The 12,601-nt window shown below is 69.4% G+C and carries 13 protein-coding genes; 9 read left to right on the top strand and 4 right to left on the bottom strand.

Going from position 1 to position 12,601, the window contains the following annotated elements; genetic code table 11:
• Positions 1 to 645: 645 nt before the first annotated feature.
• The 9 genes from F4558_RS01690 to F4558_RS01650 all read left to right on the top strand — a co-directional run bounded on the left by F4558_RS01690 (position 646) and on the right by F4558_RS01650 (position 8,699).
• Entirely contained in the window at positions 646 to 993 is a 348-nt protein-coding gene (locus tag F4558_RS01690; protein ID WP_167947176.1) for an RRQRL motif-containing zinc-binding protein, read from the top strand.
• On the top strand, positions 990 to 1,880 hold the full coding sequence (locus F4558_RS01685) for a DUF2637 domain-containing protein (RefSeq protein WP_167942985.1): 891 nt from the start codon (positions 990 to 992) through the stop codon (positions 1,878 to 1,880). Before F4558_RS01690 ends, F4558_RS01685 begins: the two co-directional genes overlap by 4 nt.
• On the top strand, positions 1,877 to 3,466 hold the full coding sequence (locus F4558_RS01680) for a replication initiator (RefSeq protein ID WP_167942984.1): 1,590 nt from the start codon (positions 1,877 to 1,879) through the stop codon (positions 3,464 to 3,466). Before F4558_RS01685 ends, F4558_RS01680 begins: the two co-directional genes overlap by 4 nt.
• A gap of 89 nt (positions 3,467 to 3,555) precedes the next feature.
• Complete coding sequence (locus tag F4558_RS01675; RefSeq protein WP_167942983.1) at positions 3,556 to 3,759, top strand: hypothetical protein; 204 nt, start codon at positions 3,556 to 3,558, stop codon at positions 3,757 to 3,759.
• Positions 3,756 to 3,950: a helix-turn-helix transcriptional regulator gene (locus F4558_RS01670; protein WP_167942982.1), complete on the top strand. Its 195-nt coding sequence runs from the start codon at positions 3,756 to 3,758 to the stop codon at positions 3,948 to 3,950. Before F4558_RS01675 ends, F4558_RS01670 begins: the two co-directional genes overlap by 4 nt.
• 1 nt (position 3,951) lies before the next feature.
• Positions 3,952 to 5,193: a tyrosine-type recombinase/integrase gene (locus F4558_RS01665; RefSeq protein ID WP_167942981.1), complete on the top strand. Its 1,242-nt coding sequence runs from the start codon at positions 3,952 to 3,954 to the stop codon at positions 5,191 to 5,193.
• 105 nt (positions 5,194 to 5,298) lie between these two features.
• The gene (locus F4558_RS01660) at positions 5,299 to 6,465 is read left to right on the top strand and encodes a mechanosensitive ion channel family protein (protein ID WP_157552297.1); all 1,167 of its coding nucleotides are present in this window, start codon (positions 5,299 to 5,301) and stop codon (positions 6,463 to 6,465) included.
• 247 nt (positions 6,466 to 6,712) lie between these two features.
• Positions 6,713 to 8,176, top strand: coding sequence for an MFS transporter (locus F4558_RS01655; protein WP_082377267.1), 1,464 nt, complete (start codon positions 6,713 to 6,715; stop codon positions 8,174 to 8,176).
• 97 nt (positions 8,177 to 8,273) lie between these two features.
• Entirely contained in the window at positions 8,274 to 8,699 is a 426-nt protein-coding gene (locus F4558_RS01650) for a globin (protein WP_167942980.1), read from the top strand.
• Between the two features lie 34 nt (positions 8,700 to 8,733).
• Here F4558_RS01650 and F4558_RS01645 read toward each other — a convergent pair whose 3' ends face one another.
• The 4 genes from F4558_RS01645 to ettA all read right to left on the bottom strand — a co-directional run bounded on the left by F4558_RS01645 (position 8,734) and on the right by ettA (position 12,313).
• Positions 8,734 to 9,318 carry a type III secretion system chaperone family protein gene (locus F4558_RS01645; RefSeq protein ID WP_053653011.1) on the bottom strand — a complete coding sequence of 195 codons (585 nt, stop codon included), beginning with the start codon at positions 9,316 to 9,318 and terminating at the stop codon, positions 8,734 to 8,736.
• 131 nt (positions 9,319 to 9,449) lie between these two features.
• Positions 9,450 to 10,181 (bottom strand): DUF8185 domain-containing protein, encoded by a 732-nt coding sequence (locus F4558_RS01640; RefSeq protein ID WP_167942979.1) that lies wholly within the window; start codon positions 10,179 to 10,181, stop codon positions 9,450 to 9,452.
• Entirely contained in the window at positions 10,178 to 10,624 is a 447-nt protein-coding gene (locus F4558_RS01635) for an acyl-CoA thioesterase (protein ID WP_053653013.1), read from the bottom strand. Before F4558_RS01635 ends, F4558_RS01640 begins: the two co-directional genes overlap by 4 nt.
• A 12-nt stretch (positions 10,625 to 10,636) precedes the next feature.
• Complete coding sequence (gene ettA / locus F4558_RS01630; RefSeq protein WP_053653014.1) at positions 10,637 to 12,313, bottom strand: energy-dependent translational throttle protein EttA; 1,677 nt, start codon at positions 12,311 to 12,313, stop codon at positions 10,637 to 10,639.
• Positions 12,314 to 12,601: the final 288 nt, after the last annotated feature.

Genomic DNA, 12,601 nt, shown 5'->3' with positions numbered 1-12,601 from the left:
GCCGCTGTCCTCGTGGTCGGCTCCGGCTCCCCCAGCAAGCCCAATCAGGGCATGAAGTGGGGTCACTTCGCTGCCCTGCGCTGGCAAGCCGGCGAGACCCAGTTGCCCGAAATCCTCATCTCCGGTGAGGGCCTGTCCCGCGAGCCGGAAGCCGTTTTCACCACGCTCCTGCATGAGGCAACCCACGCTCTCGCTGACGTGCGAGGCGTCCAGGACACGTCCCGGCAGGGCCGTTGGCACAACAAGAAGTTCGCCACCCTCGCGGCTGAACTCGGCCTGTCCACGACCAAGGACGACAAGCTCGGCTACTCGCCCTGCACCCTGACCGATCTCACCCGCGCCCGCTACAAGGCCGCCATCGCCGGCCTGGCCGTGGCGCTGCGCTTCTACCGCCACCCCGAACCGACCGGGGAAGGCAAAACCCGCACGAACAACAACAACGGCGTCTCCTGCGAGTGCGAATGCCCCCGCAAGCTGCGCATCTCCACCACCGCCTTCGAAGAGGGCCCGATCGTCTGCGCGGTCTGCTCGGCGGCGTTCCTGCCCGAGGACATCGACCGCGACACCTACGAACACCCCACCTTCACCACCGGCAGCGCCGGCAACGACTACCAGGACCAGGCCGACGACGACGCGGAGGACCCGATGGTGTTCTACGACCCGACCGGCGAGCGCTACGGCCTGCCGACCTACCCGTTCAAGTTCGCCCCCGACGGGCTCCTGACCCGCCGGCAACTGCGTACCCGCAACCTGCGCCCCGGCGGCCAAGAACCCGCCGCGCAGATCCTCTGGCGTCGCGGTAAGCGCGTCGCCTACCTGTTCCGCCTCGACCTCGCGATGCCCAAGCGCACCGCCACCCCCGCCCAGATGGCGGCCATCGCCAAGGCGCTCACCGCCCGGCGCACCTGCCCCGACTGCCGGCAGGTCAAGCCCTACTACATCCCCCGCCGCACCGGCTCATGCCTCGACTGCACCCCTGAGGTGACCCCATGACCACGACGAACCTCCGCCCCACCCGCTGGGCCTACCTCGGCCTCGTCCTCGGCGGACTCGTCTCCGTCGCCGCGAACATCGCCCACTCCTTCATCGCCCCCAAGGGCGCACCCGAGAACTGGACCCCGGAGCCCGGCGCGGTTGTCTCCGCGATCGTCTGGCCGCTGTTCCTGTTCATCGCCATCGAAATCCTTGCCCGCACCCCCTGGCCTTCGGGCTGGGGCTGGGACGTCCTGCGCTGGGTCGGAATGCCGCCCGTCGCCCTGGTCGCCGCGTTCGTGTCCTACCAACACCTGTCCGGACTCCTACGTCACTACGACGAAGGAACCCTCGTCATCTGGTTCGGTCCCATCGCCGTCGACGGCCTGATGCTCATGGCCACCGCCGCCCTACTCGCCGCCAAACACACCAACACCCGGCCCACCGAACTCGTCCCGGCACCCGCGCCGGCCACCCTCGCCGAGGCGTCGTCACCCGACATCCCCGCCTCGCCGACGGTCCGCCCGGCCGCCGCGACCCCGGCCACCAACCCCACACCCGAGATCACCGCACCTGACCACGAATCCGCAACCCTGCCCAACTCTGGCGAGGACACCGACACCCCGACGACGGTCGAGCTCACCCCGGATACCACCGACAAGGACCCGACCCCGGCACCCGCCGCGCCTGCGGTAACCGCTGGACCTGCGCCCGCGCTGCTCTCTGGAGCGCGGATCGTCGCCACGGCCCACGAGAAAGCCCACGGTGAGCCCATCACCCCCGGCCAACTCGCTGTGCGGCTGCGCGTCCCCACCGCAACGGCCGCCGACATCCTGATGGCCCTGACCACTCAACCGAGCATCAACAACCGACCCCACAACGGCACCGCTGTGGGAGCCACCGCGTGACGTCCTCGACGTTGCCTCTCGCGCCCGAAACCACCACGGTTTCGGGCACGGGAGCCTCCGCTGAGTCCGCCGGCTACTGGCCCTGGGCTACCCCCACCCGCACCACCCCTGATCCCGCCGCCGATGGGTGGGTACGCGGGCATGACCCCCGCACCGTCGCGTCCGGCCGCGCCCGCGCTCAAGACCCCGACTACCCGGAATGGCTCGGCCACGTCCGGGCGGCTTCGGCGTGCAAGCACCCGATCCGCCTCGCTGGGCAGATCCACGTCAACGACGCTGACGGCAACCGGATGGCCACCGTCGACACCGAGGACATGCCCGACGGCGCGATCTACACGCCGTGCGGCAACCGCCGCGCTGCGGTCTGCCCGTCCTGCGCCGAGCTGTACCGCCGCGACACCTACCACCTGATAAAGGCTGGCTTGCAGGGCGACCGGTGGGGACTACCACCCCTGCATGAGCACATCGCCATCTTCCTGACCGCCACCGCTCCGTCGTTCGGGCCGGTGCACCACCGGGTGGTGAAAGTCCACGCGGCGGACTGCCGCAAGAAAGACGGCTGCACCTGCCGGGCCTCGGTCTGCCACCCCTTCGGCCGCACCTGCCCCCACGGTGTGGAGCTGCGCTGCGGCCAACGCCACAAGGCCGCCGACGCCCACCTCGGTCAGCCGTTGTGCCTGGACTGCTACGACCACGCCGGCCAAGTCGTCTGGAATCACGAGGCACCCGAGCTGTGGCGCCGCACCATCCAACAAGCCGACCGGGAACTACGCCGCCTCGGCCGCACTTATGGCGTGGACCTGCGCCGCCGCTACATCAAGGTCTACGAATTCCAGGTACGCGGAGTCATCCACTACCACGCCCTGATCCGCCTCGACGGCTACAACCCCGACTGCCCTGAGGCGATCGTGCCGCCGCCCCGGGTCATCACCCGGGACATGTTCGAGGCTGCCGTCCGAACGGCGTTCGTCAAGACCGCCTACACCTCCGCGTCACATCCGGCCAACGGCAACCAGGGTTGGCACATCGCGTGGGGCGACAAGGGCTTGGACCTCAAGCACGTCAACGCCCCCGGCCACGAGGTCAACCTCGCCCAGATCACCGGCTACATCGCCAAGTACGTCACCAAGAGCACCGAAGTAACCGGGCTGAGCCTGCGCCGCGTCGACGACCTCTCCGTCCAGATCCACGGCGACCCAGGCACCCACCTCGGGCGACTCATCCGCGCGTGCTGGGACATCGGCGAGCACCCCGACTACGCCCGGCTTCGGCGGTGGGCGCACCAGTTCGGCTACGGCGGACACATCGCCACCAAGAGCCGCGCGTTCTCCGTCACCCTCGGCTTCCTGCGCCTCCAGCGCACCATCTGGCGGCGCACCGAAGGCCACCCGCACACCTGGGACGACGAGCAGACCGAGCGGGTCATCTACGAACTCGGCTACCAAGCCACCGGCTGGATCACCACCGGCGACGCGCTACTCGCCAACACCGCCGCCGCCATGGCCCGCGCACAACACCTCGCCGGCATCGACGCCTTGGCCGACGAACTCACCGCCGCTCGCGCGGTCCAACCCATGGCCGCTTGACACGTACGTGTCAACGACCTGTGAAGCCGTTCCTTGACAACTCCACAGCGCACGCAACACCCCACCCCACCGACACCGGAAGGAGCGGCATGCCCACACGTCCGCGCCCGCTGGTCGCGGTCCGGCTCATCGGGCCGACCGCCACCGTCACCGCCCACGCCGCCACCATCGCGGCCCAACTCACCGCCCACTACGGCCGCGAACGGGTCACCTGCCGCACCAGCACCCGCCACGCCGGCTACAGCGGCGAGAGCCGCACCTACATCACCATCACCCGAAAGGAGCCACGATGACCGCACCCACCCCCCTCCCGCTGCCGGACCTCTGGTCCATCAGCGACACCGCCGCCTTCCTGCGGGTGCCCGTCGGCACCCTCTACCAATGGCGGCACCGCCGCACCGGCCCCCGCGCCTTCAAGGTCGGCCGACACCTGCGCTACGACCCGGCCGACGTCCGGGCCTGGCTGGAAGACCAGGCGGCCTGACATGCCCATCGATGACCTGTGGTACCTCAAGAAACGCGACCCGGACACGAAAAAGTTCATCCCGTCGAAACGGCACGGTCGGGGGAAGCGCTGGCGCGTGCGTTACACCGACGCCGACAGCAATGACCGAGACAAGCTGTTCGATCTCAAGCGCGACGCGGAAACCTTCGACCTCAATTGCCGCTCGGGCGTCGCCGCAGAGGTCAAGGTTGGCCGCGAGATGGAACAGCTCACCTTTGCCGAATACGCGCAGCGATGGAAGGAATCCCGCGAGTCCGGGTGGAGCGTCGAAACACGGCGACGCGTCCCGCAGAATCTTCGCAAGCGTCTTGTGCCGGCCTTTGGCGAGCAGTCCATCCGGTCGATCACCCTCACCGACGTGATGGCCTGGCTCGGTCGGCTGCTGGACGATGGCACCGCGAAGTCGTCCATTGGCCTCTACTTCGGTGTTCTCAAGACCATCCTGAACGCTGCCGTCATCGATAAGGTGCTTGACGACAACCCCTGCGACGGCGTGAACCTCGCGCAAGTGCTACGGGGGATGTCACGAGCACCGAGATGGGTACCGACTGAGGACCAGGTGCTCAAGCTCACCGAGGTCGTACCCCGACGATTCCGCGCGGCCATCTGGCTGGGAGCCGGTGAAGGCTTGCGCATCGGTGAAGTCCTGGGCATGGAAGACAGCTCACGGTGCCTGGATGTTGCTCACGAAGAGCTTCATGTCGTCCAGCAGTTGCGGCACTCCCGGGAGCACTTCGGCGGCTTCTACCTCGCCGCGCCAAAGAGCGGATCGACAGGGACAGTCGACCTGGACGCCGTGGTCGCCGAGGAAGTGGCGACCCACATCAAAGAGGTCGGCCCCGTCGAATTCGAGCTGCCGGACATCACCAGCGAAAGACGGGTTTCTCGTCCCGCAGCTCTCCTGTTCACCACTACAAGCGGAAAGCTGATAACCGACCGCTACTGGTCTGAGCTGTGGGAGGGCTGGCGTTCCGCCGCAGGCTGGCCCAAGTCGGGAACCTTCCACTCCCTGCGCCACTTCTTCGCCACCACGCTGATGAGCAACGGCGTCGAGCCCCAGGAGGTGCAGCACGCACTGCGGCATGCCAGCCTCCGGATCACGCTGGAAACCTACGTGCACTGGCTGCCGAAGAAGGACCGGCCGCGCGGCCTGATCGGGCAGATCCTCCGCCCGACCAAGGGCAGCCACACCGGCGCTCCCGCCGCCCAAGATCGGAACTAATTTGTGCCCTGGTTGTGCCGGATGATCTTCGATCGGCGTTCTTGCAGGTCAACAGCGGTCCGGGCCGCCAAATCAGGGATTGCACGTACTAATCCGGGGTCGGACATGAAGCTCCTTACCGCACCTGTCACGATGGCCGGTTCACGCCGGTCCGATCCGGCCCTCGGCGGGATCTCACCCGGCCGGTGGGTCGCCGGTGGGCGGCCGGGCCCCTTGCGGTACGAAGGCAGTGTGAGTGCCGCCAGCGTGACCCCCCTCGCCCTGCCCACCGTCGGATCGGTGAACTGCCAGGGCAGTACCTCCTGCGAATTCCTCTACCGCATGACCAGGTCGGAATGGTTCGCGGAAGGCAGCTACTGGATCCTGCTCAAACCACTGCGGGTGCTGCTGATCCTGGTGCTGGCGATGGTGGCCCGCTGGGCGCTGCACCGGACGATCAACCGCCTGGTCCGGACCACAGCCGAGGGCGCTGTGCCGACGATGCTGCGACCGCTGCGCGAGCGGGTGCCCACCGCCGCTGTCGACCCGGCCGAGTTCGTACCCGAACGGCGTCGGCAGCGGGCCGAGGCGATCGGCTCGGTGCTGCGCAGCCTGACCACCGCGTTCGTGTTCGGCATCGCGCTGCTGATGATCCTGCGCGAGTTCAGTTTCGACCTCGCGCCACTGCTGGCCAGCGCCGGCATCGCCGGCGTCGCGCTGGGCTTCGGCGCTCAGAGCCTTGTCAAGGACCTGCTGGCCGGGCTGTTCATGCTCATCGAGGACCAGTACGGCGTGGGCGACAACGTCGACCTGGGCGAGGCGACAGGTGTCGTCGAGGCGGTCGGGCTCCGTGTCACCACGGTCCGCGACGGCCGGGGCGTGCTCTGGTACATCCGCAACGGCGAGATCATCCGGGTGGGCAACAAGAGCCAGGGCTGGGCGCTTGTGGTCGTGGACCTGCCGATCGGGTTCAGCGGCACCGAGGAGGCGAGCGCCGTGCTGCGGACGGCGGCCGCCTCGGTGGCGCTCGACCCGGAACTGTCGCTGGAGATCGTGGAGGCGCCCGAGGTGCTGGGTGTCGAGCAGATGACAGTGGATGGTGCGGTGATCCGTACGGTGGTGAAGACGACGGCCGACGGTCAGTTCGCGGTAGGCCGGGAGCTGCGCCGCAGGCTGGCGGAGGCACTGGAAAACTCCGGGATCACCGCGCAGATCGCCGCCTCCCGCATCTATCAGGGTGCGCCGAGCCGACCGTTGCCCGAAGGTGAGACGGGTCAGGGTGGTGCCACCTGACCTCGGCGATCTGGCCTGGCAGCGCTGGCCGCCGATGTGGGGGTCGCGAGCCGCCCGGCCCCTCAGGTATCGTCCGTTCGTTCAGTCGGGGATGCGACGAACGAGCCGTTCGCCCTAGCTAGTTGTCAGACGATCGGGCAGAATCCGAAACACGCGTTCCCGCCGGAACGTGGTCACATCCTCGCTGATCCGTAGATCTGACGAGTGTTCCCGGCCAGGCTGCCACGAGCGGCTGTTCCGGGGGCCGATGGAGGCGACGGTGCCCGACGAGCGACCTTCCGCGGAGGGCCCGGCCACTTTTCGCGAAGTGTTCGCCCAGCGCGAGTTCCGAGCTGTCTTCGCAGCCGGGGCCCTCTCCTGGATCGGCGACTACGTCGCCAAGGCCGCCGTCACCCTCCTCGTCTACCGGCAGACCGAGTCGGTCGCGCTCTCCGCCGCCGCGTTCGCCATCAGCTACCTGCCGTGGCTGGTCGGTGGCCCGCTGCTCGCCGCGTTGGCCGAGCGCTACCCGTACCGGCGGGTGATGGTGCTGTGTGACCTGATCCGGATGGCGCTGATGTTGCTCATCGCCCTTCCGAACCTGCCGGTCCCGGCGCTGCTGGTGCTCATCTTCGCCACGACGCTTGCCAACCCACCGAGCCAGGCCGCGAAGTCCGCGCTGATGCCGCAGATCCTCGCCGGGGACCGGCTGGTGGTCGGGTTGTCGCTGAACAGCAGCATCGGGCAGGCCGCCCAGGTCGTCGGCTATCTGTTCGGCGCGGCCATCGCCTCGATCGACCCGAGGGCCGCGCTGCTGTTCAACGCGGTCACGTTCGGTGTCTCCGCGCTGCTGGTCCGCTTCGGCGTACGCAACCGACCGGCGCTGATGACCAGCGCGCACCGCAGCCACCTGCTCCGGGAGACCGCGCAGGGGTTCCAGATCGTGTTCGGCACACCGGTGCTGCGGGCCATCGCGGTGCTGGTGTTCAGCGCGATGCTCTTCTCGATCGTTCCGGAAGGGCTGGCTGCCGCCTGGGCCAACGAGCACCCGAACGTCAACATGAACCCCGGGACGGCGCAAGCGGTGATCATGGTCGCCAATCCGTTGGGCTTCATCCTCGGCGGGCTGCTGGTGAGCAGGCTGTTCGGCCCGGCCCGCCGGCTGGCCCTGATGCGTCCGCTCGCCGTGCTCTCACCGCTGGTGCTGGTGCCGGCACTGCTGAATCCGTCTCCGCTGGTGGTGGCGCTGCTGGCCGCCCTGTGCGGGTTCGCGGTCGCCGGCATGCTGCCGATGGCCAACGGGCTGTTCGTCCAGGCGCTGCCCGCCGGGTTCCGGGCGCGCGCCTTCGGTGTGATGGCGACCGGCGTCCAGGTCATCCAGGGCCTCGCGGTGCTGATCACCGGAATGCTCGCCGAGCGGTTCTCCATTCCGATGGTGGTCGGGGTGTGGAGCGCCGTCGGGGTGGTGTTGATGACGATCGCCGCGCTGCGCTGGCCGGACAAGCAGACCATCGATGCGACGATCGCGGCAGCCACCGCGGCCAATGCCACGCCCGCCCCCGACCCAGCCACCTCCGCGCCAGGCACCCCGGAGCCAGGCACCCCAGCGACAGGCACCCCGGCACCGGGCGCCTCGGCCGGCGCCGCGCCCGCACCTGGCCCCCGTGGCCCCGCAGCCGGCGACATGGCGCGGGGCACCGGTGACGACCGTCACCGGCAGGCGGTCACCTGACCATCGGGCCAGCCCAGGGGCCGGCGCTTGGCCGCCGTGACCCGACGCACGGCGTACGGGTCCGGCCGGGCCGGGCCGCACCTGGCAGGATGGAACGGTGAACCCCGCAGGTGAATCCGACCGTCCCGGTGCGTCGATGACCCTCTTCGAGGCGGTCGGCGGCGAGCCCACCTTCCGCCGGCTGGTGGACGAGTTCTACGTCGGCGTGGCAGGCGATCCTCTGCTGCGGCCGATGTATCCGGAGGACCTGGGCCCGGCTGCCGACCGGATGACCCTGTTCCTGATGCAGTACTGGGGTGGACCGAACACCTACTCGGCCCAGCGCGGGCACCCACGGCTGCGGATGCGGCACGCCCCGTTCCGGATCGGCGCGGCCGAACGGGACGCCTGGCTGCGGCACATGCGCAACGCGGTGAACAAGCTCGATCTGGAGCCGCAGGTCGCCAGCGCCCTCTGGGACTACCTGGAGCGGGCCGCGTACTTCATGGTCAACGCCATGGAGGACCCGGCCGAGCCCGCCTGACGGCCCGCACCGGGCTCCCGGCAGGCGCGATGCTTCAGAGCAGCGCGCCCTCGTCGTGCAGCCAGTCCACGAAGCTGGTGGCCACCGCCGCGCCGCAGTCGAGCATCTCGACAAGCAGCGCGTCGTGGGTACCAGCGCCGAGCGGCACCTGAAGCTCGGCGTAGATCGGCAGTTGCCCGCGCTCGGTCGGGTCACCGATGTACGCCTTGCAGAACCGACGGGTGTGGTTCCACTCGTTGACCACCCGGTAGGCCCGGTCAGCCCAGTCCGGCGGGACCGTGGCGTGCGGGCGGGCCCGCATGACCAGGATCTCGTCCTCCGGGCCTTCGAGGGTCACCAGCACGGCGTGCCGCTCCCACATGGCCAGGAGGTTGCCGTCGCCGTCTGCCAGGTAACGCACGTCGAGTAGATCGAGCGCGTCACAGACCCGACCCAGGCTCACCGGCTCGACGGTGGCCGACATGTCGGCCAGCGCGGGCCTGTCGTTGCCCGGGCAGTCGTCCCCCGGCTGGCGAGGGCTGGGCGGCCCGACCCGGACCGCGCTGTCGACTGTGATCCCGCTTCCGGTTTCCGGATCCCCGCCGTCGGCGGGACCGGGGCGCCATGACCACCACGGCATCGCTCGCGCACCTCACTCCCCAGCGGATCCAGTCGCCTACGGTGCGTTGGATCCGAGGATGGACGGTACCCGGACAGCCGAGTTGAAGCACCCCCCCAACGACCGCACCGACCCAGAAGAATGAGCCAGGGTCATCCGTTCGTACGAGTGTTCAGGGGGGTCAGGCCAAGATCCGTGGCCTTCTGCAACCAGGCGGCTCCATATGGTCCCACCAGGCCGACCCAACGGCCGGCGACCCGCACCTGCACCTGCGGCCGCGCGGTGCCGTCGGCCGGGCCGAGGAAGCCCATCCGGACCAACCCCTGCACCAACCGCTGCGACACCTCCACCGGCGGGCCCGGCGGGTCGTCCGGAGTGACGAGCACTGCCACGTGGTCGAGAAGCGCGTCACGCAGGGCCCGCTGACCCACTGCACGACCTGCGACACCCTGCTCGCTCGCGGTGCGCAGAGTGCCCGCCGCCGCGTCCGCGATCCGCCGCAGCTCCGCGGTGGGCAACACCTCCACCGGCCGGCTGCGTGCCGGCGGCAACGGCCACTGCCACTGCGCGTCCCTGGAGACCGGCAACGTCGCGCCGCCACGTTCCAACTCCGCCAGCAGTTGGGCGGCGCTCACAGTGACGTCCACGGCGGTGCCGTCGGTCGGACCGCCGGCCACCGTCCGGACCACGAGCGCCTGCCACGGCAGCCGGGCCCAGAGGGCGACCCGGCCGGGCGCGCCACCCGGCCGCAGCCGAACCAGCGCACCCGGATCCAAGCGGACCAGGCGGGCCAGGAACGCGCCCGCGTCGGCCACCCCGGTCAGGCCGTGACCGGGCTGCGACGCCGCCGACCGGTCCGGCCCCGCCGTGTCCGGCCGGGTCACCCGTCGCCGCCCTGCGGGGCGTACGTGAGCAGGAACGCCCGCTCCTCGGCGGTGATCCGCCGGGGCACCTGGCGGGTCAGGTCGAACGGCACCAGCACCGAGCGGGCACGGCTGGCCAGCACGTCGCCGTCGTACAGCTCGTAGGCGACGGTGAACCGCGAGGGCCTGATCTCCTCCACCCACAGCTCGATCCGGACCGTGGGTGCGGCCTCCGCGGTGGCCCGACCCAGCGCGTAGTCGACGGGGCGCAGGTAGTCGACCTCGTGCCGACGGATCACGACGCCGTCGGCGAACGAGCCCACTCCCCAGGCCCGGCCGCCGGCGAACATCAACGCCACCCGCGCCTCCTCGTACAGGGTGAGGAAGCGCGAGTTGTTGACGTGGCCGTACGCGTCCAGGTCGGACCAGCGCAGTGTGCAGTGGTAGACGAACCGGTCAGACACCTTCTCGGCCGGTCAGTCGCGGGTCAGCTTGCGGTAGGTCACCCGGTGCGGACGGGCGGCCTCCGCGCCGAGGCGGTCAATCTTGTTTTTCTCGTACGCCTCGAAGTTGCCCTCGAACCAGAACCACTTCGCCGGGTTCTGGTCGTCGCCCTCCCAGGCCAGGATGTGCGTGGCGACCCGGTCGAGGAACATCCGGTCGTGGGAGATGACCACGGCGCAGCCGGGGAACTCCAGCAGGGCGTTCTCCAGGCTGGACAGCGTCTCCACGTCCAGGTCGTTCGTCGGCTCGTCGAGCAGGATGACGTTGCCGCCGATCTTGAGGGTCAGCGCCAGGTTGAGCCGGTTGCGCTCGCCGCCGGAGAGCACCTTCGTGGGCTTCTGCTGGTCCGGCCCCTTGAAGCCGAACGCGGCGATGTACGCCCGCGACGGCATCTCGACCTTGCCCACCATGAGGTAGTCAAGCCCGTCGGAGACGACCTCCCAGACGGTCTTGTCGCCGTCGAGGCCCTGCCGGTTCTGGTCGACGTACGACAGCGAGACCGTGGGGCCGACGCGGACCTCGCCGCTTGTCGGCTCCTCCAACCCGACGATGGTCTTGAAGAGGGTGGTCTTGCCGACGCCGTTCGGGCCGATGATGCCGACGATGCCGTTGCGGGGCAGCGAGAACGACAGGTCGTCGATGAGCAGCCGGTCGCCGAAGCCCTTGCTGAGGTGGGACGCCTCGATCACCGTGCTGCCCAGGCGCGGGCCCGGCGGGATCTGGATCTCCTCGAAGTCCAGCTTGCGGGTCTTCTCCGCCTCGGTGGCCATCTCGTCGTACCGGTCCAGGCGGGCCTTGGACTTGGTCTGCCGGGCCTTGGCGTTGGAGCGGACCCACTCCAGTTCCTCGGTGAGGCGCTTCTTCATCTTGGCGTCGCGGCGGCCCTCGACGGCCAGGCGTGCGGCCTTCTTCTCCAGGTAGGTGGAGTAGTTGCCCTCGTAGCCGATGGCCCGGCCCCGGTCCAGCTCCAGGATCCAGCCGGCCACCTTGTCCAGGAAGTACCGGTCGTGGGTGATCGCCATGACCGTGCCGGCGTACTTGGCGAGGTGCTGCTCCAACCAGGAGACGCTCTCCGCGTCCAGGTGGTTGGTGGGCTCGTCGAGCAGCAGCAGGTCGGGGGCCTCCAGGAGCAGCTTGCACAGCGCGACGCGGCGGCGCTCACCACCGGAGAGCTGGGTCACGTCGGCGTCCGGCGGCGGGCAGCGCAGCGCGTCCATGGCGAGTTCGAGCTTGGAGTCGATGTCCCACGCGTCGAGGTGGTCCAGCTCCTCCTGGAGCTTGCCCATCTCCTCCATCAACTCGTCGGAGTAGTCGGTCGCCATCTGCTCGGCGATCTTGTTGAACCGCTCCAGCTTGGCCTTGGTCTCGGCGACCGCCTCCTCGACGTTGCCGAGCACGGTCTTGGCGTCGTTGAGCGGGGGCTCCTGGGCGAGCATGCCGACGGTGTAACCGGGCATGAGCCGGGCCTCGCCGTTGCTCGGCTTGTCCAGCCCTGCCATGATCTTGAGGAGGCTGGACTTACCGGCGCCGTTCGGGCCGACCACACCGATCTTGGCCCCCGGCAGGAAGCTCAGCGTCACGTTGTCGAGCACGACCTTGTCGCCGTGCGCCTTGCGCGCCTTTTCCAGGACGTAGATGTACTGGGCCACGGTGCGGGCTACCTCCGTCGGTTTGCTGTCGCCTGATGGGCGGCGCGGCGCGGGCTCGAATCTCCACCCGCCGCCGCCGGCCGGGAGCCGGCCACGCGCACGCCACCCTCAATCCTGACAGGTACGGCGCGCTTCGCCCACATCACCCCGCCTCCGGGGTACGCGGCGCGCCGCCGACCGGACCTGCTGCCGACTGCCGCGAGCCGCTCGTCAGGCCTCTGGACCTGCCTGTTGTCGACAAGATCACCTTGAGGATTCGGCGAAGCGTGAGCGGGTAGGAGACTCCGG

Source organism: Micromonospora profundi, assembly GCF_011927785.1.
GTDB lineage: Bacteria > Actinomycetota > Actinomycetes > Mycobacteriales > Micromonosporaceae > Micromonospora > Micromonospora profundi.
The sequence above is the reverse complement of the archived record's forward strand: the minus strand, read 5'-3'. Positions and strand labels throughout refer to the sequence as shown.

What these genes read in the sequence shown, in the direction of transcription:
- F4558_RS01675 (WP_167942983.1), top strand. Translation starts at nt 3,556, where the DNA reads ATGCCCACACGTCCGCGCCCGCTGGTCGCGGTCCGGCTCATCGGGCCG.
- F4558_RS01660 (WP_157552297.1), top strand. Translation starts at nt 5,299, where the DNA reads ATGAAGCTCCTTACCGCACCTGTCACGATGGCCGGTTCACGCCGGTCC.
- F4558_RS01690 (WP_167947176.1), top strand. Translation starts at nt 646, where the DNA reads ATGGTGTTCTACGACCCGACCGGCGAGCGCTACGGCCTGCCGACCTAC.
- F4558_RS01670 (WP_167942982.1), top strand. Translation starts at nt 3,756, where the DNA reads ATGACCGCACCCACCCCCCTCCCGCTGCCGGACCTCTGGTCCATCAGC.
- F4558_RS01665 (WP_167942981.1), top strand. Translation starts at nt 3,952, where the DNA reads ATGCCCATCGATGACCTGTGGTACCTCAAGAAACGCGACCCGGACACG.
- F4558_RS01685 (WP_167942985.1), top strand. Translation starts at nt 990, where the DNA reads ATGACCACGACGAACCTCCGCCCCACCCGCTGGGCCTACCTCGGCCTC.
- F4558_RS01655 (WP_082377267.1), top strand. Translation starts at nt 6,713, where the DNA reads ATGGAGGCGACGGTGCCCGACGAGCGACCTTCCGCGGAGGGCCCGGCC.
- F4558_RS01645 (WP_053653011.1), bottom strand. Translation starts at nt 9,318, where the DNA reads ATGCCGTGGTGGTCATGGCGCCCCGGTCCCGCCGACGGCGGGGATCCG.